Below are 23,858 nucleotides of genomic sequence, written 5' to 3' on the forward strand. Positions count from 1 at the left end.
CAGCCTCATAGCAGTGGCTATGGGGCAAAATGGAGCTGGGATATGGGCCGAACGCACGGATTTGCAGCCAGTTTATGGATAGTCCGACAGCCTCCTAGAACCTGTGAGTTCTTGACCAATGGGCAACACAACTGACTGATTCCAGGTTGTAAAATGAAGACCATGACCGTTGTGAAAGTTATTGTTCCCGGCATCCTGCTACTGTTTCTCTTCAGTTGCAGCGCCGCCCCGAAAGGAAGTGACGGCAAGGAACTGCACAAGAAACTCTACCTCGATGCCAACCTCGAATTCACCCTGACCGTGCCCGATGACTGGTCACGACGGTTTCTTCCCGCAACTGTCGGTTCTCCGGCAACCTACGCTGTCCTCTGGCAGTCACCGATCGACAAAGAGAATCCTGACATTGAACCGGCTGAAATTCGGGTTGACCTGCTTTCCCGGCAAATATCGATGGATGAAAAATCGTTGGCCGGGATGTTTCAACTCAGCCATCCGGGTTTCAACAGTACGGTGGTACGAAAACTTGAGGATGTCCTTTTCACCACCGTGGAACTTCTCGGCCACACCTCGGCGCGGAGCTATCAGGTACTCTTCATTCAGGCACCGAAGCAGGTCTACCAGATCAGTTTTTCCAGCGTACCGGAACAATTCGCGCCGAACCAGCAGCTCTTCAAACTGGTTTTCGGTTCCTTCGCGCCGCTCGAATAAGGCCCGGGGCACCCGTTCACGCTCGCCCCCCCACTTTTCTTGTTTAACAATGGCCGCAACCCAATGGAAGCCTGGCTGCAAAACTTTTTCACCTACCTCCCCGACGGCACCCTCTATTATCTGCTGATCGGCCTGATCGCGTTCGGTGAATCGCTGGTCGCCATCGGTCTGCTGCTGCCGGGCAGTACGCTGTGTGTCTTCGCCGGATTTCTCGCCCTGCACGGCAAAGGTGACATTCTTGCCCTGATCGGCGTTGCCGCCACCGGCGCTTTCGGCGGCGACCTGCTCAGCTACCTGCTCGGCGCCAGGTTTGCCGGGCCGATGCTGAAGAGCCGATTGCTTGCCAATCGCCTCGGCCTGGTACGCAAATCTGAATTTTTTTTCGCAGCCCATGGCGGCAAAAGCGTCTTCTTTGGCCGTTTTTTCGGCCCGGTACGCGGTTTCATCCCCTTTGTTGCCGGCGGTGCCGGAATGCGGCCGGCTCTTTTTACCGGTTATTCCATGGTCAGCGCCATCCTCTGGGGGCTGGCCTACCCCGGAGTCGGCTACCTGGCGGGCATCAGCTGGCAGAACGTGCAACTGTGGACCGGCCGTTTCAGCCTGCTGATTCTGGCCGCACTGGCACTGACCGTTGCCTGGATCTGGTGGCGCAACCGAAAATAAAAAATTGATGGCGTCGCAAAAACTCACCAGCAGTTGTATTGCTTTTTTGCTTAGCCAACAACATTTGAAAGCATCAGGAATTGCGACCGGAATGCAATTTCTGTAAAGTGCGCTGACAAATTCCCGTACGGAGCATCACTATGTCAATTCGTCTTCCGGCGGAATGGGAACCACAGGACGGTATCCTGATCGCCTGGCCCCATGCCGCCACCGACTGGGCAGAAACCCTGGACGAAGTCCTGCCGGTCTACCTGCAACTCGCCGAAGCCGTCAGCGACCGGGAAAAACTTCTTATTGTCACCCCCGACCCGGACTCGGTGCGCCGTCAACTGGACAACGCCGGCATCACGCGAAACACTATCCGACTGGCCCGGGCGGCGACCAACGACACCTGGTGCCGTGACTTCGGCCCGTTGACAATCTATCGCGGCGAACAACCGCAACTGCTCGACTTCGGCTTCAATGCCTGGGGACTGAAGTTTGCAGCCGATCTCGACAACCAGGTCAGCCGCAGGCTGCACCACCAGGGCTGCTTCGGTGCGGTCGGCCTGGTGACTGATGGACTCATTCTCGAAGGCGGCAGCATTGAAAGCGACGGTCGCGGCACCCTGCTGACCACCTCCCGCTGCCTGTTGAGCGCCAACCGCAATCCGCAGCTGAGCCGCGAGCAACTGCAGGCGCGACTCTGTTCGAGATTCGGGGCCACACGGATCCTTTGGCTCGAACACGGCCTGCTGGCCGGGGATGATACCGACGCCCATATCGACACCCTGGCACGGTTTGCCCCGGAGGATGTCATCCTCCACGTTGCCTGCGACGATCAACGGGACGAACATTATGCCGAACTGCAGGCCATGGCCGCGGAACTGGCTGCCCTGCGCACCGCCGCCGGCCGTCCCTACCGTCTGCTCCCCCTCCCCTGGCCGCGGCCAATCTGCCGTAACGGCCGCAGACTGCCGGCGACCTACGCCAACTACCTGGTCATCAACGGAGCGGTACTGGTCCCGACTTACAATGACCCGGCCGACCAGGCGGCACAGGACATCATCGGCGCCGCGCATCCGGGACGCGACGTAATCGGCATCGAGGCACGGCCGCTTATCGCCCAGGGCGGCTCGCTGCACTGTCTCACCATGCACCTGCCGAAAGGAGTGCTGCCATGAAAACCCTCAAGGTCGCCCTGATTCAGCAGCCCTGTCCCGACCCGCCTGACGAGGCCCGCCACATCAGTGACGAGGCCGTGCGCCGGGCGGCGGAACGGGGAGCCCGACTGATCGTACTGCCGGAGCTGCACTGCGGTCCCTACTTCTGCCAGCAGGAGCAGAGCGAAACCTTTGATCGTGCCGAACCGATTCCCGGACCTGCAACTGACCACTTTTCCGCCCTGGCCCGGGAACTTGACATTGTGCTGATCATTTCCCTGTTCGAACGTCGGGCGGCCGGACTCTGTCACAATACCGCCCTGGTCATCGAAAGGGACGGCACCATCGCCGGCCGGTATCGCAAGATGCACATTCCCGATGATCCGGGCTATTACGAAAAATTCTATTTCACACCTGGTGATCTCGGCTTTGAGCCGATTGCCACCTCGGTCGGCAAGCTCGGCCTGCTGATCTGCTGGGATCAATGGTATCCGGAGGCGGCACGCCTGATGGCCCTGGCCGGCGCCGAAATCCTGATCTACCCGACCGCCATCGGCTGGGATGCACGCGATGATGAAACCGAACAAAAACGGCAACTGGATGCCTGGCACACCGTGCAGCGCGGGCACGCGATCGCCAATGGACTGCCGCTGGTCGCGGTCAACCGCGTCGGCCATGAGTCGGACCCGTCCGGAAGTTCGCCGGGGATCACATTCTGGGGCAACAGCTTCGCCTGCGGTCCCCAGGGAGAGATGCTGGCTGAGGGGGGCGTGGAAAAAACGGAATTGCTGGCGGACATCGACCTGCGGCGGGGTGAACAGGTTCGACGGATCTGGCCCTTTCTCCGCGATCGACGTATTGACGCCTATGGCGATCTGCTGAAGCGTTTTCGCGACTGATCAGGAGGCGGCCGCTGCAGGCGGGTTGAGGAACTTGTCCTCCAGGGCGATTTCGAGCTGTGCCAAAGTGGTTTCCTTGACCCCGAGCAGTTGTGCTTCGCGGCTGGTGGCCAGCACCAGTTCGGGATGATGGACCAGGGAGATCCCCAACTTGCGGCAGGCCTGATCGGCCAGCATCACCAGCGTCAGCAAAGACGACTCGATCGGCGGCTCAGGATGATGATGGTAACGTACAATGTCGGCATACTCGTCGGGCAGCCCCCAGTGCTGCATCAGCCGATACCCCTGTTCGACATGCATGCTGACCAGAACTTCCATCACCAGCGCCTCTGAAAGCCTGACCTGCGGCTGGACACGACAGATATCTTCCATCACCTTGAGAAGAAAAAGCTGGCCGATATCATGCATCAGTCCCCCCAGGAAGGCCTCCTGCATCAGTACCTGGTAACCGGTGTTTTTGGCCAGCCAATAGGCTCCCAGGGCACAGCCGAGAGAATGGCGCCAGAGTTTCTCCATCAACAGGTTGAGCCCCTTGTGACGACAGCGGTAGAGTCCCCGTTGGGTCACCTGCACCGTCAGTCGCAACACCTCCCTGGCCCCGAGACGCACAATCGCCTCATTGATGGTCACCACCTTCTTCAATCCACCATAAAAACTGGAGTTGGCTTCCTTGAGGATTTCACTGGCCAGGGCCTGATCCCGATTGATCAGGACGGAACATTTCTCCACGCTGAAATCCGCTTTGCCGAGAGCCCGCTGCAGCTGCAGGGCGGTCTGATTGAAAACCGGTAATTTCAGATCCTCGGCGGCCAGGGCCTGTTCGACCATGGCCAACAGTGACGGAGTACTCATCGCTGTTCTCCTGTCAGTCGGTAAAGCTCCGGCAATCCCCTCGGCTTTCCAAGCCGCGGCAGCATTCGCATCACTTCCTGCAGCGAAATCAGGCCACGCGAGGCCTTGACCAGGCCATCCTCGTAAAGGGTGATCAGACCGCTGGTTTCAACACTGATGCGGCGGATCTCATAGGAGGTCTTGCGTTGCAGAATGGCATCCTTGACCTGCTCATTGAGAACCAGCAGTTCGAAAACCCCCACCCGGCCGCGGTAGCCGGTAAAGCGGCAGAGAGGGCACCCTCTGCCGGTCATGAAGGAAGCTCCGGCCATGTCGGCCTGCCGGTAGCCGAGACGGCGCATGTCGGCCGCTGTCAATATGTACGGCTCGGCGCACTCCCGACAGATCTGCCGCAGCAGCCGCTGGGCCAGAACACAGACCACGGTGGAAGAAATCAGAAACGCCTCGATCTCCATGTTCATCAGGCGCAGCAGTCCACCAATACTGTCTTCGGTATGAAATGTGGTGAGGACCTTATGTCCGGTCAGGGCCGCCTGGATAGCGGTTTCGGCCGAGAAATGATCGCGAATCTCACCAAGAATAATGATGTCAGGATCCTGACGGACGATGTGGCGCAGAGTTTCCTCGAAGGTCACGCCGATCTCGGTATTGATGGAGCACTGGGCGATACCGTCGACGATGTACTCGACAGGATCCTCGGCGGTGATGATACTGGTCTCCATGTTGTTGAGGTAGTTGACACAGCTGTAGAGGGTGGTGGTCTTTCCCGACCCGGTCGGTCCAGTGACGATCAGGACTCCGCTCGGCAGGTCGAGAGCATCATAACGGAACCGATCGAGCATCTTCGGGGCCATGCCGATATCTTTCAGCTCCAGCAGTTCTCCCTTCTGATTGAGCAGGCGCAACACGACTTTCTCGCCATAGATTGTGACATAAAAGGAAACCCGCAGATCAAGCGTCTTGCCGGTCGTCGGGCTTTCGTAAAGGATGCGCCCATCCTGGTGACGCCGCCGCTCGGTGATATTGGCGTCAGCCATCACCTTGAGACGACTGGTGATCGGCGCCGCCAGTTCCAGCCCCAGGGTCTTGTGCTGCAGCAACACCCCGTCACACCGGAAACGAACCCGCAGACGTTCCTTGAGCGGTTCAATATGGATATCGCTGGCACCCTCCTTGACCGCTTCATCGAGCAGCTTGTTGATCAGGCCGATGACCGTATGTTCGTCACAGTCAACTTTCGAGGCACAGCACACATGGCGGTATTTCTGCAGCCAGTCGGCGACAGCCTTGGCAGAAGCGATACCGACATCAATATCCCGGCCGAACAGATCCTGCGCCATGGCCAGGTCTTCCTTGTTCTGGGGATCAACCAGGGCGACCAGAATGCGATCGTTTTCTTTCCTGACTGGAACAAACTGATATTGCTGGTACAGCTTGGAGGGTGCCCGGGAGAGCAGTCCACGGTCAAGTTCCTCAGCATCGAGATCAACCACCTTGAGTCCCAGTTGATAGGAGAGAACCTCAAGGAACTTGTGTTCGTCGATAAAATGATCCGCAACCAGGATTTCACCGAGACGGCGTGATCCACCCGACTCTTTCTGCCGGGCAAGAGCGGTCTGCAGGTCCTTCTGCCGCAGGTAACCGAGTTCAACCAGCAGGTCGCCGATACGTATTCCCACCCGGTCCTGCTGCAGAGCCCGGCGGAGTTTGCTTTCCTGGATGTAATCCAGATCCTGCAGAACCTGAAGCAGGGTTTTCGGCGTTGCCAGTTTCCCCTGGACGCGGCGGGCGTAGTGCAACTGCGGAATGGTCAGCAGCCCATGGCGAACCAGGAAGTCCGCCAGCACCTCTCCGCTGCTTGGCAGCGGGCAGGCATCGGCAGATGGCTGACTGCTCGGCGACTGAGCAGTCAGCTGAAATTGCGAGGACATGGCATCCGGCATCGGTTTTCCCATCGGTGAAAGGTTCTGTCGCTCCTATCGACCGATGGGCCCGAATTGTTTACCGAATTGATGACAAATCGACCCAGCCGAGGGCTTCTTCTCGGCCGTCGGGATGCAGCTCCGACTGCTGTAAAACAGAATTCAAGCTCCTGGCCCTTCCTCCGCGACCGAAGAATCGATGCCTATGGCGATCTGCTGAAGCGTTTTCGGGATTGAGTCGGATCGAGAGAAAGCCTGACCTGCTTCCACGAGTTCACTATCCAGCCTGTTCTCGTTCGATTTTCAGCATGTGGCGACGGGCCAGCCAGACGGCCAGGAGGTAAACGAGGGCGAATGGGGTGCCGCGAAAGATGAAGACCACCCAGTAGCTGAGTTCCATGCCGAACCCGACGAGGCTGGCGAGCACCAGCGGGACCAGCGAAACCAGCGGCACGGTCGCCAGATCCCGCCAGCGGCCGTGGAACCTCCACAGCGCGTAACCCTGCAGGAGCAGGTACAGGGGAATGGATATGCAATTCAGGTAGAACAGCAGCGCGGCTGAACTTTTCTCTCGCTGCTCAAAGGGATCGGAGATCCGTTCCCGCACCCAATCCTGATGACGTTCAAGCTTCTTGACCCAGTTCGGTTTTGCCCGGTCGCCGGTAACTCCGGCCGCCGCCTTCCAGGAGAACGTGAACGGTTTCGAGAATTCGGCTATCTTCTGCCGCTCGGCATTGAGGATCTCGACCCGTATCTCGTCGATGTGGGTCACGTTGGAAAAGCCGATCCAGCCCAGCGCTTCACCTGTGCCAGCTCTCTGCAATTCCGGGTGGCCGCTGTAAAAGCCGGCCTCGAGTTTCTCTCCGTGCAGGTAGGCCGCATAGCGGAAGGCCAGCGGGATATCGCTCTGATAGGCGACCTTCAGGAAGAGCTGCTGGTCGACGGCCAGCGAGTTGCCAGGCTGCGGGTCCGTTGCGACAAGACGGACGTGCAGATTGAAATCAGCCTGCGCCGGAACGACATAAAACAGGACCAATGCAATTAAAAGCAGTAAGCGGCATGTCTTGTAGGCAACTGTCATCGGGAATTTTCTCGCTCAACCCGGGGGGCACTGAACCTGGCGATCAACTCGCCGGGGTTCCGCATCACCGTTGAGTCTGGCAGGGTGGCCGACCGTAAAGGAAAACTTTCTTTTCAGTGTATAGCCCGTCGCATCCCGTTCCGTCAATTTCCAACTGAAATTCGAAAGGCCGCCCCGGAGTTCGGGGCGGCCTTTCGGGCCTTGTCAGGCATCACAGGCAAAAACCGTCAGGCATTTTTGCCATAGCCGTCCATCTCGTCAAACTGCAGGTACTTGTAGATTTCATCCTTTTTCGGCGCAACCTTCTCATTGTAGACGGCGAGATATTCGGCCGGAGTCGGCAGTTTGCCGAGGGTCGAGGTGACGGCGCCGAGTTCGGCGGAGCCGAGATAAACCTTGGCACCGTTGCCGATCCGGTCGTCGAAGTTACGGGTCGAGGTCGAGAACATGGTCACACCGTCCGGAACCCGCGCCTGGTTGCCCATGCAGAGTGAACAGCCGGCAATCTCAATCCGGGCGCCCATGGCGCTGAAAACCGAGAAAACGGCCTCTTCCTTGAGCTTGGCCTGGTCCATGCGGGTCGGCGGACAGACCCAGGTACGGACACTCGGATTGAATTTCTGACCACGCCAGATCTCGGCGGCAGCCCGGAAATGACCGATATTGGTCATGCAGGAACCGAGGAAGACATCATTGATTTCGGTGCCGGCGACCTCGGAAAGAACCTTGACATCATCCGGGTCGTTGGGACAGGCGAGGATCGGCTCGGTAATTTCGGACAGGTCGATCTCAATGACGGCAGCATACTCGGCATTGCTGTCGGCCCTGAGCAACTTGGGAGCCTTGAGCCACTCCTGAACGTCCTCAATCCGCCTGCGCAGGGTGTCGGCGTGCTGATAGCCCTCTTCGATCATCTTCTCCATCAGGGCGATGTTGGAACGCAGGTAGGTGCAGACCGACTCTTCGGAGAGCTGGATGCAGCCGGCGGCGGCGGAGCGCTCGGCGGCGGCGTCGGTCAGCTCGAAAGCCTGCTCGACGGAGAGGTTCGGCAGCCCTTCCATCTCCAGGATGCGGCCGTTGAAGACATTGATCTTGTTCTTCTTCGGCACCGTCATCAGCCCCTGCTTGATCGCCCACAGGGGGATGGCGTTGACCGCGTCGCGCAGGGTGATGCCGGGATTGAACTCACCCTTGAAGCGTACCAGCACCGATTCCGGCATGTCGAGCGGCATGAAACCGAGGGCGCCGGCGAAGGCAACCAGTCCGGAACCGGCCGGGAAACTGATGCCGATCGGGAACCGGGTGTGCGAATCACCACCGGTGCCGACGGTATCGGGAACCAGCAGCCGATTCAGCCAGGAGTGAATGACGCCGTCGCCCGGGCGCAGCGCAACCCCTTCCCGCTCAGCGATAAAGCCGGGCAGGTTCTGGTGCATCTTGACATCGGCCGGTTTCGGGTAGGCGGCGGTGTGACAGAAGGACTGCATGAACATCGGCGACTGGAATTTCAGACAGGCCAGTTCTTTCAGTTCGTCGGCGGTCATCGGGCCGGTGGTATCCTGGGAACCGACAGTCGTCATCTTCGGCTCACAGGCGGTGCCGGGCAGCACACCCTCAACGCCGCAGGCACGTCCGACCATCTTCTGCGCCAGCGAAAAACCCTGGCCCGCCTTCGGGGTCGGATTGTCCGGCTTGGCGAAGATCTCGATCTCGCCCATGCCGAGCGCCTCCCGCGCCTGGGTGGTGACGCTGCGGCCGATGATCAGCGGAATACGACCGCCGGCGCGGAATTCGTCGGGAACGGTATTCGGCTTGATCTCGAAGGTCGAAACCACCTCACCGGCCTCGTTGGTCACTTCCCCTTTGGCGGTGTTGATGGTGATGATGTCGCCCATGTTCATCTTGGTGACATCCATGCGCAACGGCAGGGCGCCGGAATCCTGGGCGGTATTGAAGAAAATCGGGGCAATGACGCCGCCGATGATCACCCCGCCGCGACGTTTGTTGGGCACCGCCGGGATATCCTCGCCGATATGCCAGAGAACGCTGTTGCAGGCCGACTTGCGGGAAGAGCCGGTGCCGACCACGTCACCGACAAAAGCAACCTGATGGCCTTCGGCGCGCCACTTGGCGATCTCCTCGATGCCGCCGGGGAATCTGGTCTTGCCCATCGCCAGAGCATGCAGCGGGATGTCGGGACGGCTCCAGGCGTCACCGGCCGGGGAGAAATCGTCGGTGTTGATTTCACCTTCCACCTTGAAGACCTTGACGGTGATGGTTTCGGGCATCGCCGGCTTGCTGGTGAACCACTCGGCGGCGGCCCAGGACTCGGCCACCTTTTTGGCGGCGGCGTTGCTGTCCGCCAGTGCCAGCACCTGGGCGGCGGCATCGTAAATGTAGGTCAGGCCGGAAAGCGCACAGGCGGCCTCATCGGCCAGTTCAGCATCACTTAACGCACTGATCAGGGGTTGGACATTGTAACCGCCGATCATGGTGCCGAGGATCTTGATTGCCTGCGACCTGCTGATCAACGGAGACGACTTGGCGCCCTGCAGGATTTCGGCAAGGAACCCGGCCTTGACTTCAGCCGCCGGATCAACACCCGGCGAAATCCGCTCGACGAAAAGATTCAGCAGAAACTCCTCCTTGCCGGCCGGCGGATTCTGCAGCAGCTCGCAAAGCTGGGCGGTCTGTTCGGGATTCAGCGGCAATGCGGGAATACCCTGCGCATTGCGCTCTTCTTCATGGCGCAGATAGGATTCAATCATGCTCTCTCCTCCAAGGAATGTTCCGGCGGCCGGGCGCCGCCGCAGATAAGTGTGTCGAACCGGTTCCCCGATACACGCTGAAATGGCCTGCCTCTGTGCAGCATCGAAGGGATCAGAAATATTGCATACTGTATACGATCGTCAAAAGTTTTGTCAATCCAAAACCGGACCGTCGACCCTGGCCTGCCAGAGAATCCCCACCAGCATTATGACATATTCTGTCACATGGCTGGCGGATGCTGTAAACAAACATACAACAGGAGGCCCGACATGTTTGAAATCTTCTTTCTCTGCAGCCTGCTCGTCGTCGGTTTCAGCCAGTTTTTACCGGCCGGACCTGAGTCGAGCGGCGGCAGCGACCGCCCGCTGGAAACTCCGGAGTCCCCGGAACGACCGAAGGGATCCAGACACCGAAGCCATCCCCGCGCAGACGATGTCGGCAGGGTGACTGTTCACCGTCATCCTGGCAGTAAACCCAACTCCACCGGCAATTTCGGGATTCGGCTGTCGTTACGGCTGAATCTGCATCGTTGCCTTCACCGCTTCGGTGCTCAACGTAGCTCGGCTACGTCTGCGCCCGAATCGGCGCGGCGCCTCGCATCTCCACCCGTCCCGCCACCCTCGGTCCACAAAACAGCCGGTGGATTTGGGGTAAAGAACCGCGATCCGCTTTGCAAACCGCAGGCGATATGATACATGGGTAGTTGCCGAGCCGATTCTCGCCTGTCCCGGATTTCAGGCCGCCATTTCTTCGGAGGAGCTTTTCGTGATCAGAATCGTCACCCTGCTTTCCGTTCTTCTCACCCTGATCTGCGCCGGGTCGTCTGCCGCCCTGGCCGCCGCGGACAAACCCGCCTCCTCCCCCGAACCAGCCGTTGCGCCACCTCCCGCCGCGGTCGATACCCCCGTTCCGACCCAGCGCGACTGGCTGAAAAACCTGATCGAGGGACTCGGCTGGGGATTCGGCCTGCCGGACGAACCCGAAGACGCCGACTACCTGGCGATCGTCAGCGGCAAACGCCGATTTCGCATTGAGGCCGAACAGGCGGTACCGCCAACAGAGCCGGTTTCAGTCAAAAACCTTCACAGTTACGGTCCCTTCAGCGGTCGCGGCTGGGTCAGTGGAATCAGTACCCCGACGACCGCCCGGCTGTCCTTTCTGCTGCCGATAGGCGGTCGTTACCGGGTCAGTGTCGCCCTGCGGCTTCCCGGTCATCAACTGACCATCGGCGGTCAACAGTTCAAAGCCGACGGAGGCGAACACTTTCGGCAGGTCGAACTCGGCGACATCGAGTTGACCGCCGGACAGCAGAAGATCTCGGTGGCCCTGCCGCCGGACGGGGGGATCGATTACATCGAGCTGAAGGCCTCCAACCTGACTCCAATCGAACCGCCGGGAGGCTGGCAGCTTGATCGGCCGCTGACCCCCGAGGTTCTGGCGGTAACAACAATACAGCTGCTCGACCTGCTTGACGATCTCCCCCCGCTCGGCAAGGAGATTCGGGTTGAAGCGGAACAGATGACCCTGCCCGCGTCGGCTGAAAAAACTGGCGCCAGGCACCTGGGAGCGCCGAGCGGACAGGCGTGGGTACGGGCCGGGGCCGCGGGATCGAAACTGAGCCTGACCTTCACCCCGCCCGCGGCCGGGGTCTACCGACTGGCATTGCGTGCCATGGTCGGAGCATCAATCAAAACCATGCTTGATGACAGTTATCAACTGAACTGGGACTTCCCGCCCTACCTGGCGACCCGACAGGGCCCGAGCTTCTTTCTCGCCGGCCGCCCCCACCGGCTGGACCTGGTCCTGCCGCCACGCGCCGGGGTTGACGCCCTTATCCTGACACCGCTGGCATCATCCGGCGAAGACTTTCTCAACCTGAGCGGCCTGCGCAGCCTCGGCGAAACCATCCACTTCGCCGACCTGGACCGTCTGCTGCCGCTGCTGGCGCTGCTGGTCAATCCACGCTGATCGGCGGTGATTTCCCCGCTGCTGGCCAGCCTCTGCGGTGGTCTGTTCCTGGCCCCGTTCTTCGACCTGCCCGCATGGTGGCCGGCACTGCCGACGTTCCTCGTTGTCGTCAGCCTGGTCGCCCGCCGACAGAGATTGGCCCCCTGGTTGCTCTGCCTGGCCCTGGGCACCGCCGCCCCCCTCCTCTATCAACACGCCCTGAATCCACCTGCGGAAAGCAACGATCTGCGCCGGCTGGCCGACGGGAAGCCGCACATCCTTTCCGCCCGGCTGCTGCGCAGCAGTCGTAACAGCCGGGGGCGCTGGACCTTCGATCTCGACCAGGTGGTTCTCCACGACCAGGGCAATCGCAGCTGTCGTGGGCATCTGCGGCTTTACGTCGACAACCTGGAACAAGGCCCGCCGCCGGGGTCACGGGTGCAGTTCAGGAGCCGCCTGCGCCGCCCGCGCCAGTTCGGCATGCCCGGTGAATTCAACTATCCACGCCACCTGGCAAGCCAGGGCATCCGGGTCACCGGCTACCTGCACGACGGAACCGGCCTGGTGCGCTGGGCCGACAACGGTTCCCGCGGCTGGCGACAGCGCCTGGCCGGCAACAGACAGGCCGCGGCGAACTGGCTTGACCAGCTGCTGCCGGCAACGCAGGCACCTCTGGTCAAGGCGCTGCTGCTCGGCGACCGCAGTGACTTTTCTCCCCAACTGCGCGACCGCATCAGCCGCACCGGCCTGGCCCACCTGCTGGCGATCTCCGGCCTTCATCTCGGTTTGCTGGCCTGGCTGCTCTACCAGCTCGGCCTCTTCCTCTACCGCCGCTCGATCCGGCTGCTGCTCTGGCAGGCTCCGGCCCGGGTGCTGCCGGCCCTGCTGATTCTTCCGCTTACGCTCTATACCTTCTACACCGGCGAAGCCCTCTCCACCTGGCGGGCCCTGCTGATGTTCAGCCTGGCGGCGCTGCTGCTCCTCAGGGGCGAACGCCAACGCCCCCTCGATCTGCTGCAACTGGTCCTGCTCTGCCTGCTGCTGGTACAACCGCTTGCGTTCTACGAACCCGGCCTGCAGCTTTCGGCAGCCGGGGTCGGCGGCATCCTGCTGCTGGTACCGCGCTGGAAGAGGTTCACCGTCTGCCTGCCGCGCCCGGCCCGGAAGATTATTGATGTTCCTCTGGCCACCCTGGCGGCTACCCTGACGACCGCCCCCCTGGTCGGACTCCACTTTCACCAGTTCATTCCCGCCGGTCTGGTCAGCAACCTGTTCGCCATCCCCCTGATCGGCTTTGTCGCTCTGCCGGTCGGACTGGCGGGCCTGCTGGGGCACCTGCTGCAGCTGCCCGGCAGCGACCAAGCCGCCGGACTTGCGGGCCGACTGCTGCAGGTCACCCTGGACATGGGGGAACAGGTCAGTCGCTGGCCGCTGCTCTCCCCGTCCCCCTGGTTTCCTGACCCCTGGCAGCTGGCTGCCGGTCTGGCACTGATCCTGGCCATCGTCTTCTTCAGCCATGGTCGACGGCGAACCGGATTCGCCCTGCTGGCCGGCAGCCTGCTGCTCCTGAACCCGGCCCTGGTCTCCCCCCCGAACAGCCTTACCGTGACCGCGTTCGCTGTCGGCCAGGGGGAGTCGCTGTTGTTGACCCGAGCGGACGGAAGCCGGATCCTGATCGACGGCGGCGGGCTGCGCAGCCGGTCCTTCGATGTCGGTGAGCGCCTGCTGGCACCGGCTCTCGGCTGGCTCGGCATCCACCGGCTCGATGCCGTCATCCTGACCCATCCCCATCCGGACCACCATCGAGGCCTGGCGGCGGTCCTGAAAAAAATCCCGGTGCGACGTTTCATCTCGGCCCTGACCAGCGACCGGCTGCCGGCTGAAATCTCTGCCGCACTGCAGCCGCCAACCGAAGTCGTGACCCTGGCACCAGGCTGGCACCAGGCAACAATCCCCGCACGGGAGCCGTTGCGCATCTGGGTTCCGCGGCAGGATGCAAAATCGACCAATGATCGATCCCTGGTTCTCTACCAGGAGGTCGGCAACGACGGCGTTCTTTTTACCGGCGACCTGGAGACCGGCGGCATTCACCGCCTGCTCGGAACTCTGCCGAAGTCCCGCATCACCCTGCTGAAACTGCCCCACCACGGCAGCCGGCACTCCGCGCCGAAAGCGTTGTTCGAACGGATCAATCCGCAACTGGCCCTGGTTTCGGCCGGGTTCCATAACAGTTACAAACTGCCCAGTACCGTCGTGGTCGATCTCTACCGGAAGCGCGGCGTACCGCTGCTGCGCACCGATCTGATGCATACGGTCCGCTGCCGCAGCGACGGCCACAGCTGGACGGCGCAATTCTGGTCGCGGGGACGGTTCAGTTCACACCCACCCGAGAATTCGGACCGAGTCGCGCGTTGACCGACCAACCCGCCATGCCCCACTGATTCAGGATTTGACATAAATGTCGGATTTTGCTAGCGTCAGGGCTCTTGATTGGAGGGAAACCTGATGCCGGGCCCGACTGTTCTGGTGGTTGATGATGAGCTCTTTTTTCGCCGCCTCTATGCTGAAATTCTGACTGAAGACGGGTACTTGGTGGAAACCGTCGAATCGGGTGATGCCGCGCTGGGCCGTATCCGCCAGGGAGGCATCGACCTGGTACTGACCGATATGATCATGCCCGGTCTCGACGGCCTGGAAGTCCTGCGTCAGGCCCGCGCCATGGAAAATCCAGCCGATGTTATTCTCGCCACCGGCCACGCCACCCTTGAAACAGCTATCCAGGCCCTGAAAAACGGTGCCCGCGACTACCTGATCAAACCCTTCAACCCGGAAGAACTCAGGCACCTGGTAAGAACCTGTCTTGAACAACGCCGACTGCTGGATGAAAACGGTCTGCTGAAAAGCCAGATTCGACTGTTCCAGAAGGGACAATCTCTGGCCGGCATCCTGGAAATCGAGCGACTCCTCGCCCAGACCGTTGTCTCTCTGTCCAAGGAAATCGGTCCCAGTCGGGGGTTTGCCTTCCTCGGCAACGGCAACAAGGTCGAAAGACTTTTCGGCTGCCAGCAGATCGAAGAACTTCAGGCCAAATCCCTGGCCGAATCCCTGCGCGGGCACTTTGCCGACCTCAACCAGCCACGTATCCTGACCTCCGGAGATATCCCGCCAGGTATCGACTGGCCGCCGGACGTCCGCGACTGCTGCCTTTTCCCGTTGCGCAGCCAGAAAACGATCAAGGGGATGCTGGTTCTGGTCAATGCCGAGGGCCAGACTCTGCCGGATCCGCTACCGCAGGAAAACCTCCATTTTCTCGCCGAACAGGCGGGGATCGCCTTCGACAACGCCTATCGCTACCAGGGGGCGCGGGAACTGATCTATACCGATGACCTGACCGGGCTCTACAACCAGCGCTACCTTGATATCGTCCTCGAACAGGAGATCCGCCGTTCCGAACGCTACGGCCTCGAATTTTCGATCATCTTTCTCGACATCGACCATTTCAAGACCGTCAACGACACCCACGGTCATCTCTCGGGCAGCAAAGCTCTGAAAGAGGTGGCCGGGCTGTTGCGCAAATGCATCCGCGAGGTGGATGTTCCCTTCCGCTACGGCGGCGATGAATTTACCGCGCTGCTTGTCGAAACCGGCCTCGAAGGGGCACCCGTTGTTGCGGAACGGGTGCGTCGCACCATTGAGCAACACATCTTCCTGGCTGAACTCGGACAGGATTTCAAACTCACCGCAAGTGTCGGCTATGCCACGTACCCGAAAGACGCCCAGGACAAAAGAGCGGTTCTCGAACTGGCTGACAAGGCCATGTACCTCGGCAAAAAGGTCCGTAACGTAACCCGCAGCGCGGGCGACCTCGATCGTTGACCATGTTAAGGATATCCGGCTTCTGCCTGTTGTTTCTGCTGCTGGCGGGCCCGCCCCTTCCGGCTGTCGAAACCGCCCCCTCATCCCTCGCCGAAAAAACCATTCAACGCTATCGACAGGCCCTCACGGTCGATCCGGACAATCTGTCGCTGCATTATTATCTGGGAGTCTCCCTGCTGATCGAGGGACGCGACCGGGATGCAATTACGGAATTTCGCTCCGCCTATCCTGGATTCTCCGATTCGGTTGAGGCAAATTACAATTTCGCCCTCGCCTACAGCCGTCTCGGTGACGCCGACAGTGCCCTGCTCTATCTCGAACGCGCCGAAGATCTCGGAGCGGACAAACAACCCGACCTCTTCCCGCTGACCAATCTCTACTTCAATCTCGCTCTTATCTACATCGACACCGATCAGCCCGCGGACGCGATCCGCCTGCTGCACCGCGTCATCACCCGTTCAGAAAACGCGACCGAGGCGCGCCGCCTGCTCGGCGACCTCTATCTCGGACAGGGGCAGCCGGACAAGGCCGCCGAACAATGGAAGAAAGTTCTGACCGAACAACCCGATGACAACATTGCCCGCACCGCCCTCTACAGTATCCGTTTCAACAAAGGGCTCAAGGCACTGGGAACAAAACAGCCTGACGCCGCCCGTCAATTCTTTCTCCAGGCCCGGGAACTCGAACCCGACAGTGCCCTGTGCGGCTACTATCTCGGCTATCTCGCCTACCAGCGCCAGGACTACCCGGCCGCCATCGACCTGTTAACCCGATCCGCGGCAACGATCCCGGACGATATGCAGAGCAGCCTGACCGCCATGGTCTATAACAGCGCGGCCGCCCTGCTGGATGCCGGTGAACCCGAAAAAGCGCGGCCGGCGGCCGATTTCCTGGGCCGGTCGCCCGATACCGAAACCCAGGCCCACTACCTGACCGGCAATATCCACCTGGCCCTGAAACAGTATCCACAGGCCCGCGAACAGTACCTGCAGGTCCTCGAACATGACCCGACCCATGTCGGCGCCAATCTCAACCTGCAGAAAGCCGACCAGGGCGCCTCGGAAACTTATTTCCAGCAGGGCCGCGCGCTGTATCGTCAGGGAAACCTGCCGGCGGCGATCAGAAAACTGGAAGCCGCCCTACGCATCAATCCGGGACACGGCATGGCCCGCTCCTATCTCGACCAGAGCCGTCAGGACCTGCAAACAGAAAGTTCGCGCCGGTTTGCCGCCGGGCAGGAAGCCCTGCAGGCCGGTCAGCCGCGACTGGCCCTGGAAACCATCCGGCAGGGACTCGACCTGACACCGGCAAATGCAGCCGGTCTGAAACTTGAGCAACAGGCTCTGGCCGCACTGGAGAAACAGATCAGAACCCTGCTGGCCGATGCGGCCAGCCTGAAACAGGCCGGGTCGAATCGTGAAGCGGGCGATATTTACCGTCAGGTGCTGCAACTCGAACCGGACAATACCGCAGCCCGCGGCGGGATGGCTGACCTGGAGCAGCAACGCAAGATCGAAGTGGACAACCTGATTGACAAAGGAGAGCGGGCGCTTGAGGACGGACAGCTGAGTGAGGCCCGTCGTGTTTACCAACAGGCCCTGACCATCTCCCCGCAAAACCGGGCTGCCAATGCCGGCCTCGAACGTACCGAAGCGCTGGTCAGTTCACTGGTCTCCGAGGAGTTGCACTGGGCCAGGCGAGCCCGCCAGGCGGGACAATTTTCAGTGGCGCGCCGCCATTACCGGAAAGCCCTGCAGCTCAAACCGAGCCCGCAGTTAAAGGCAGAATTGGTCGAGATGGAAAAAACGGCAGACCGGAAGGTCGGCAAACTGCTGAAAGCCGCCTATGCCGCAAGTGAAGCCGGTCAACTGAACAAGGCCCGCACCCTGCTCGCCAAAGCCGAAGCGGTGGCGCCGAACGACAGGACCATCGCCGATCGCCGCCGGGAGCTGGAAACCGATATCGCGTTACGTGTCCGCAGAAACCTGGCAACCGCCACCGCACAGGATTCCACCGGTCAATACCAGGCCGCGCTGACCAGCTACCGCCGGGTGCTGGATCTGGATCCGGGCAACCCGCAGGCGGTCTCCGGCCTCAAGCAGAGCCGCAAGGCACTCTCCGGACAACTCCGCGAGCTGGTCGCCAAAGCCACCCGGGCCATTGATCAGGGTGACTACACGACCGCCGCCGGGGCCCTGGAAAAAGCCCGCGGCATTGACCCCTACGACACCGCCGCCGGGAAACAGCTGCAGCGCCTGAAAACGATTCGGAAAGAGGGACTGGAACCGGAAGATGCCCAGCAACTCTATCTGGAAGGCATCGAACTTTATACCAGCGGCCACTACCGGGATGCCATCACCCGCTGGCAACAGGTCCTGACCCTGCAGCCGCAACATGAAAAAGCCCGTCTCAACATTGAAAAAGCCGAGCGCAAGCTGGCCCAGCTCAAGGCGTTCAGCAATGGCTGATACCGGTCTCTTCGCCAGCCTGCGCTTCAAGTTCGCCCTGCTGCTGGCACTTTTCGGTGGCCTGCTGATGTTGTCCGTGGTCGTGCTGCTGGAACAGAATATCCGCCACTCTCTCTACCGGGAAAATATCGACAAAGGACTCGGCATTGCCCGGGCGATTGCCTTCAATGCCGAAGACCCGCTGCTGACCGGAGATGACCTGTATCTCTTTTCGGCGGTCAAAAATGCCCGCAAGGCTCCCGGCATCGATTACGCGCTGGTGGTCGATCTCAAAGGAAAAATCCGCGCCGCCGATGACGTGAGCAGGGTCGGCAGGGACTTCACGTCCAGTCCGCGAAATGAAGTCGTCAAGCAGGGCGACCGCTACCGGGTGATCCGTATTATCGGCAGCAGAGATGCCGTTCTTGACCTGCAGGTTCCGGTCTACTCGGTGGCAGAAACCCCGGTGCTGCTGGGGGAGATACACCTCGGCCTGTCTGAAACCCCCATCCGCAATGAAATCCTCGCCATGCGTTACCGCATGGCGCTGCTGGCCCTGGTGGCACTCTTCGCCGGTTCAATCGCCGCCTTTATTCTCGCCGGATTTTCCATTCGCCCGGTGCTGGCCTTGGTCAAGGGGGTCAAGGCCATCGGCGAAGGCAATCTCGATCAGCACATTGACCTGAAGCGGCGCGACGAAATCGGCGTCCTGACCACGGCGTTCAACGACATGGCCGCCAGCCTGCGGGAAAAAGAGTTCATCAAGAACACCTTTGAACGCTACCTCAGCAAACCTCTGACCCGGATCATTCTCGAACATCGGGATGACATCAAGCTCGGCGGGGAAGAAAAAGAGGTCAGCATCCTCTTTTCAGACATCCGCCGCTTCACCACCCTTGCCGAACGGCTCCCGCCGGCACAGATTCTCGAATTGCTGAACGCCTACTTCACCACAATGATCGACATCGTCGTCGACAACGAAGGCATGGTCGACAAACTGATGGGCGACTCGGTCATGGCCCTGTTCGGTGCTCCGATCAGCCTCGGCAACGATCCGCTGAGGGCGGTGCAGTGCGCCCTCGATATGCAGCGCGCGGTGATCGATTTCAACCGCGCGCAGACGGAAAAGGGGTTGCCGGCCCTGGAAATGGGTATCGGCATCAATACCGGCCCGGTGGTCGCCGGCAACATCGGCTCGGCCCGGCGGATGGAATATACGGTCATCGGGGACAACGTCAACGTCGCCGCCCGCCTGCAGGGATTGGCAGGGCCCGGTGAAATCCTCATCTCGGCCGCGACCTGGGAGAGGGTGCGGGACCAGGTGGAGGCGACCGCCATGCCGCCGATGACCTTGAAAGGCAAGGAGCACCCGGTTGATGTCTACCGTGTCAACAGACTGCGATTTACCGCCGAGGGCGAAGCCGGTTGAGACAGACTTGACAAGCAGCCCGGCTGCGACGATGATAGTGCCCCGCCGCCCGCCACCAGGCGGGCGGCCTGTTTTCAGCCTGATTCAGGCTCAGATCCACCCGTTCAGCAAGGAGAACCCACGTTGAGTATCACAGGCGTCAAGGGGATGAATGATATCCTGCCTGCCGACAGCCCGGTCTGGCAGGAACTGGAAGAGGCGGCCCGCAGGGTTTTTTCCACTTACGGGTTCCGTGAAATTCGCGTGCCGGTGGTTGAAAAGACCGAGCTCTTTTGCCGTTCCATCGGCGAAGCCACCGATATTGTCGAAAAGGAGATGTACACCTTCACCGACAAGGGGGGGCATTCGCTGACCCTGCGTCCGGAGGGCACGGCGTCGGTCATGCGCGCCTTCATTCAACACAAGCTGCATGCCGCCGACCCGATCGCCAAGCTTTACTATTGCGGCCCCATGTTCCGTCACGAACGACCGCAAAAAGGACGCTACCGCCAGTTTCACCAGATCGGCGCCGAGGTTATCGGTGTCGACGATCCGAAAATCGACGCCCAGCTGCTGGCCATGCTGGTGAATTATTTCGATGAAGTCGGCATCGATGACGTTGAGCTGCAGATCAACTCCCTCGGCTGTCCCGAATGCCGACCCGGCTACCGCCAGGCCCTGGTCACGTTCATCGAACAACGGCTCGACAGTCTGTGTGACGATTGTCGCCGTCGCTATCGCAACAACCCGCTGCGGACCCTTGACTGCAAGGTTCCCGGCTGTCGAGAAGCAACTCTCGACGCGCCCTCGGTTCTCGACCATCTCTGCGGCGGATGCGAGGATCATTTCGCCCGGGTCCGCCGCTACCTGGAAAATCTGCGGCTGCCGTTTGCCGTCAACCCGCGCATGGTCCGCGGTCTTGATTACTACTGCAAAACCACCTTTGAGTTGCTGACCAACCGCCTCGGTTCCCAGAGCGCCGTCGCCGCCGGCGGACGCTACGACGGGCTGATCAGGCAGCTCGGCGGCCCCGACCTGCCCGGCATCGGCTTCGCCATGGGACTGGAGCGCCTGGTGCTGCTCAAGGAGACTGCCGACCGGGAGCCCTCCGCCCCTGCCCTGTTCATCGCCGGACTCGGCGAGGCGGCAGCCGACGAGGCCTTCCGGCTGATGTCTCTGCTGCAACGTTCCGGGATCGAAGTGGAAATGGATTACCAGGGCCGCAGCCTCAAGGCCCAGTTGCGCCGGGCCGACAAACTCGGCGCGGCGCGAGTGCTGATTATCGGTGAGGATGAGTTGGCCCGCGGCAACGCCCAGCTGCGCACCATGGCCGACGGCAGCCAGCAGGAGGTCCGCCTCGACATCGATACCCTGCGGACACTTTTCACCTGACAGGCTGATGAAAACGTCCATCTGCGGCGTTGCCCTCACTTGCCCAAAACCGCCGGTGGATTTGGGACTTACCATTGGTCTTGACGCCCTGAACGGGCATTTTTATAATGAGCAATTCGCCCGCAAGGGCGGCTGCACCCAACATATCGACTCTTTCGGAGGACATATTCCGTGAACGACACTCTTGGCAGCTGGAAACGCACCCATTACTGCGGCGACCTGCGCGCCGAACATATCGGCAGCAAGGTCTGCATCATGGGCTGGGTACAGCGCCGCCGCGACCACGGCGGACTGATTTTCATCGACCTTCGCGACCGGACCGGCATCGTCCAGCTGGCCCTCGACCCGGATCGCGACCCGGAAGCGCACACCAAAGCTGACCGGATCCGCAATGAATGGGTTATCGCCGCCATCGGCACCGTTTCCCCTCGCCCGGAAGGAACGGTCAACCCGAAGATGAAGACCGGCGAGGTCGAAATCGAGATTTCCGAACTGCGCATCCTCAACCAGGCCAAGACCCCGCCTTTCATGCTCGATGAATATACCGACGTCGCCGAGAACCTGCGACTGAAGTATCGTTATCTTGACCTGCGCCGACCGACGGTGCAGCACTGCCTGATGATGCGCCATCAGGTCACCCGCACGGTGCGCAACTACCTCGACGAAGAGGGATTTCTCGACATTGAAACCCCGGTGCTGACCAAGAGCACTCCGGAGGGCGCCCGCGACTACCTGGTACCGAGCCGGGTCAGTCCCGGTCAGTTCTATGCCCTGCCGCAATCTCCGCAGCTGTTCAAGCAGTTGCTGATGGTGTCCGGCTTCGACCGTTACGCCCAGATCGTCAAATGCTTCCGTGACGAGGATCTGCGCGCCGACCGGCAGCCGGAGTTCACCCAGATCGACTGCGAGATGAGTTTTGTCGACCGCGACGACGTGATGGACATCATGGAAGCCATGATCGCCCGTGTCTTCAAGGAGACAATCAACGTCGAACTGAGCCTGCCGATGCCGCGCATGGCCTACGCCGAGGCGATCGACCGCTACGGCGTCGACAACCCCGACCTGCGCTTCGACCTCGAACTGGTTGAAATCACCGACATCGTCCGGGGCTGCGGGTTCAAGGTCTTCGCCGACGTCGCCGGCAGCGGCGGCATGGTCAAGGCGATCAATGTCAAGGGCGGCTCCGGCCTGTCACGCAAGGAACTGGATGACCTGACCGGATTCGTCGCCAATTACGGTGCCAAGGGCCTGGCCTGGGTGAAGATGACCGCCGACGGCTGGCAGTCGCCGATCGCCAAGTTCTTCCAGCCCGAGGAACTGCGGGCGATCGAGCAGGCTCTCGGTGCCGCCGAAGGCGACCTGCTGCTGTTCGTCGCCGACAAACCGGCCACCACAAACCAGGCTCTCGGCCGCCTGCGTCAGCACCTGGGCCAGAAACTGGACCTGGTCAAAAAGGGCGACTTCCGCTTCGTCTGGATTACCGATTTCCCGCTGCTTGAATGGGATGAGGAGCAGAAGCGCCACGTTGCCGTCCACCATCCTTTCACCGCGCCGCTCGATGAGGACATCCCGCTGCTCGACAGCGATCCGGGAAAGGTCCGGGCCAAGGCCTACGATCTGGTTCTGAACGGCAGTGAAATCGGCGGCGGTTCGATCCGTATCCATGACCAGGCGATCCAGCAGCGCATGTTCAACCTGCTCGGCATCGATGACGAAGAGGCACAGCTCAAATTCGGTTTCCTGCTCGACGCGCTCAGCTACGGAGCTCCCCCGCACGGCGGCATCGCCTTCGGCCTTGACCGGCTGACAATGATCCTCGCCGGCACCGACTCGATCCGCGACGTGATTGCCTTCCCGAAAACCCAGAAGGCAACCTGCCTGCTGTCGGAGGCTCCCGGAGAAGTCGACCCGGCCCAGTTGCGCGACCTCGGCATCCGGCTGGCGGCGCGCGCCAAATCCTGAATCGATACGGCGTCCCCCGCTCCCGGCGGGGGACGCTTCCTCATCACCGGCTGACAATGCCCATGCTGCAACCACTTCAAAAACTGCTGCTGCCCGCGACCATATCCCTGATCATCCTGCTGGCGGGGTGCGCCAAGCCGCCGCAGGCGGAACTGGCAGCCGCCCGCCAGGCTGTCGCCAGGGCTTATGCCGCGGGCGCAATGGAACTGGCCGGGGATGACTACCAGGCGGCCCGCGCGGCGTTGCGCAATGCTGAACGACTCAGCGATCGAGGGGAATACAAAGCGGCCCGTGATATTCTTTCGACGGCAGAAGCACAGGCAAAACTGGCGGCCGCAACGGCACGGGAGAAACGCGCCCGCATTGAACGGGAACGCCTGAAAAAGAAACAGCGTGAGGAACTGCGTCGCCGACAGGAACTCGCGGCGCAGAAAAAGAAACACCGGCGGACCGCCAAGGCGAAACCGAAGCCCAAACCGGAGCCGCCCGCCCCCGTCAACCACTATACGGTCAAAGCCGGCGAAACCCTGTGGCAGATCGCCGCCCGGCCCGAAGTCTATAACGACGAACTGCTCTGGCCCCTGCTCTACAAATCGAACCGCGACCAGATCACGGACCCGCGCAAAATCTATGCGGGCCAGGAATTGATCGTTCCCCGCAAACTCACCACCGACGACAAGAACGCGGCGCGTGCGGAAGCCCGCACCAGCGGCATTTATCCCCTGTCCGGGAAACCGGCTCCAACCAACTGACCCCTCTCCCCCCCGCTCCGCGCGACTGTCGCCGACAG

Annotated in this window: 16 protein-coding genes; 12 read left to right on the top strand and 4 right to left on the bottom strand. The window is 61.0% G+C overall.

Annotated elements, in window-relative coordinates; genetic code table 11:
• Positions 1 to 153: 153 nt before the first annotated feature.
• From B5V00_RS14200 to B5V00_RS14215, 4 genes are all read left to right on the top strand, one after another.
• Positions 154 to 708 (top strand): hypothetical protein, encoded by a 555-nt coding sequence (locus B5V00_RS14200; RefSeq protein WP_085011481.1) that lies wholly within the window; start codon positions 154 to 156, stop codon positions 706 to 708.
• Positions 709 to 771: 63 nt separating this feature from the next.
• Entirely contained in the window at positions 772 to 1,371 is a 600-nt protein-coding gene (locus B5V00_RS14205; RefSeq protein WP_085011482.1) for a DedA family protein, read from the top strand.
• A 140-nt stretch (positions 1,372 to 1,511) separates the two neighbouring features.
• Positions 1,512 to 2,534, top strand: a complete 1,023-nt coding sequence (locus tag B5V00_RS14210; RefSeq protein WP_085011483.1) for an agmatine deiminase family protein — start codon at positions 1,512 to 1,514, stop codon at positions 2,532 to 2,534.
• Positions 2,531 to 3,412, top strand: a complete 882-nt coding sequence (locus tag B5V00_RS14215) for a carbon-nitrogen hydrolase (RefSeq protein WP_085011484.1) — start codon at positions 2,531 to 2,533, stop codon at positions 3,410 to 3,412. Before B5V00_RS14210 ends, B5V00_RS14215 begins: the two co-directional genes overlap by 4 nt.
• Here the strand turns inward: B5V00_RS14215 and B5V00_RS14220 are convergent, their stop codons facing one another.
• From B5V00_RS14220 to B5V00_RS14235, 4 genes are all read right to left on the bottom strand, one after another.
• Positions 3,413 to 4,264: an HDOD domain-containing protein gene (locus tag B5V00_RS14220; RefSeq protein ID WP_085011485.1), complete on the bottom strand. Its 852-nt coding sequence runs from the start codon at positions 4,262 to 4,264 to the stop codon at positions 3,413 to 3,415.
• Positions 4,261 to 6,207 carry a GspE/PulE family protein gene (locus B5V00_RS14225; protein ID WP_245803985.1) on the bottom strand — a complete coding sequence of 649 codons (1,947 nt, stop codon included), beginning with the start codon at positions 6,205 to 6,207 and terminating at the stop codon, positions 4,261 to 4,263. The genes B5V00_RS14220 and B5V00_RS14225 overlap by 4 nt, the downstream gene beginning before the upstream one ends.
• Positions 6,208 to 6,463: 256 nt before the next feature.
• The gene (locus B5V00_RS14230; protein WP_139800791.1) at positions 6,464 to 7,267 is read right to left on the bottom strand and encodes a hypothetical protein; all 804 of its coding nucleotides are present in this window, start codon (positions 7,265 to 7,267) and stop codon (positions 6,464 to 6,466) included.
• 227 nt (positions 7,268 to 7,494) lie between these two features.
• Positions 7,495 to 10,035 carry a bifunctional aconitate hydratase 2/2-methylisocitrate dehydratase gene (locus B5V00_RS14235; RefSeq protein ID WP_085011487.1) on the bottom strand — a complete coding sequence of 847 codons (2,541 nt, stop codon included), beginning with the start codon at positions 10,033 to 10,035 and terminating at the stop codon, positions 7,495 to 7,497.
• A 766-nt stretch (positions 10,036 to 10,801) separates the two neighbouring features.
• Here B5V00_RS14235 and B5V00_RS14240 point away from each other — a divergent pair.
• The 8 genes from B5V00_RS14240 to B5V00_RS14275 all read left to right on the top strand — a co-directional run bounded on the left by B5V00_RS14240 (position 10,802) and on the right by B5V00_RS14275 (position 23,820).
• Entirely contained in the window at positions 10,802 to 12,004 is a 1,203-nt protein-coding gene (locus B5V00_RS14240) for a carbohydrate-binding protein (RefSeq protein ID WP_085011488.1), read from the top strand.
• A 6-nt stretch (positions 12,005 to 12,010) separates the two neighbouring features.
• A complete protein-coding gene (locus B5V00_RS14245; RefSeq protein ID WP_085011489.1) occupies positions 12,011 to 14,398 on the top strand; it encodes a DNA internalization-related competence protein ComEC/Rec2 in 2,388 nt (795 codons plus the stop codon).
• 90 nt (positions 14,399 to 14,488) lie between these two features.
• A complete protein-coding gene (locus B5V00_RS14250; protein ID WP_085011490.1) occupies positions 14,489 to 15,859 on the top strand; it encodes a GGDEF domain-containing response regulator in 1,371 nt (456 codons plus the stop codon).
• 2 nt (positions 15,860 to 15,861) lie between these two features.
• On the top strand, positions 15,862 to 18,327 hold the full coding sequence (locus B5V00_RS14255; RefSeq protein WP_085011491.1) for a tetratricopeptide repeat protein: 2,466 nt from the start codon (positions 15,862 to 15,864) through the stop codon (positions 18,325 to 18,327).
• Positions 18,320 to 19,735 carry an adenylate/guanylate cyclase domain-containing protein gene (locus tag B5V00_RS14260; RefSeq protein ID WP_172399768.1) on the top strand — a complete coding sequence of 472 codons (1,416 nt, stop codon included), beginning with the start codon at positions 18,320 to 18,322 and terminating at the stop codon, positions 19,733 to 19,735. Before B5V00_RS14255 ends, B5V00_RS14260 begins: the two co-directional genes overlap by 8 nt.
• 147 nt (positions 19,736 to 19,882) lie before the next feature.
• Entirely contained in the window at positions 19,883 to 21,106 is a 1,224-nt protein-coding gene (gene hisS, locus B5V00_RS14265) for a histidine--tRNA ligase (RefSeq protein ID WP_216355494.1), read from the top strand.
• Positions 21,107 to 21,277: 171 nt separating this feature from the next.
• Positions 21,278 to 23,068, top strand: coding sequence for an aspartate--tRNA ligase (aspS, locus tag B5V00_RS14270; RefSeq protein WP_085011494.1), 1,791 nt, complete (start codon positions 21,278 to 21,280; stop codon positions 23,066 to 23,068).
• 62 nt (positions 23,069 to 23,130) lie between these two features.
• Complete coding sequence (locus B5V00_RS14275) at positions 23,131 to 23,820, top strand: LysM peptidoglycan-binding domain-containing protein (RefSeq protein ID WP_245803986.1); 690 nt, start codon at positions 23,131 to 23,133, stop codon at positions 23,818 to 23,820.
• Positions 23,821 to 23,858 lie beyond the last annotated feature (38 nt).

Source organism: Geothermobacter hydrogeniphilus (assembly GCF_002093115.1).
Taxonomy (GTDB): domain Bacteria; phylum Desulfobacterota; class Desulfuromonadia; order Desulfuromonadales; family Geothermobacteraceae; genus Geothermobacter_A; species Geothermobacter_A hydrogeniphilus.

Coding starts and splice junctions, on each gene's coding strand:
- B5V00_RS14200 (WP_085011481.1), top strand. CDS start 154: ATGAAGACCATGACCGTTGTGAAAGTTATTGTTCCCGGCATCCTGCTA.
- B5V00_RS14205 (WP_085011482.1), top strand. CDS start 772: ATGGAAGCCTGGCTGCAAAACTTTTTCACCTACCTCCCCGACGGCACC.
- B5V00_RS14210 (WP_085011483.1), top strand. CDS start 1,512: ATGTCAATTCGTCTTCCGGCGGAATGGGAACCACAGGACGGTATCCTG.
- B5V00_RS14215 (WP_085011484.1), top strand. CDS start 2,531: ATGAAAACCCTCAAGGTCGCCCTGATTCAGCAGCCCTGTCCCGACCCG.
- B5V00_RS14220 (WP_085011485.1), bottom strand. CDS start 4,264: ATGAGTACTCCGTCACTGTTGGCCATGGTCGAACAGGCCCTGGCCGCC.
- B5V00_RS14225 (WP_245803985.1), bottom strand. CDS start 6,207: ATGCCGGATGCCATGTCCTCGCAATTTCAGCTGACTGCTCAGTCGCCG.
- B5V00_RS14230 (WP_139800791.1), bottom strand. CDS start 7,267: ATGACAGTTGCCTACAAGACATGCCGCTTACTGCTTTTAATTGCATTG.
- B5V00_RS14235 (WP_085011487.1), bottom strand. CDS start 10,035: ATGATTGAATCCTATCTGCGCCATGAAGAAGAGCGCAATGCGCAGGGT.
- B5V00_RS14250 (WP_085011490.1), top strand. CDS start 14,489: ATGCCGGGCCCGACTGTTCTGGTGGTTGATGATGAGCTCTTTTTTCGC.
- B5V00_RS14255 (WP_085011491.1), top strand. CDS start 15,862: ATGTTAAGGATATCCGGCTTCTGCCTGTTGTTTCTGCTGCTGGCGGGC.
- B5V00_RS14260 (WP_172399768.1), top strand. CDS start 18,320: ATGGCTGATACCGGTCTCTTCGCCAGCCTGCGCTTCAAGTTCGCCCTG.
- hisS (WP_216355494.1), top strand. CDS start 19,883: ATGAATGATATCCTGCCTGCCGACAGCCCGGTCTGGCAGGAACTGGAA.
- B5V00_RS14275 (WP_245803986.1), top strand. CDS start 23,131: ATGCTGCAACCACTTCAAAAACTGCTGCTGCCCGCGACCATATCCCTG.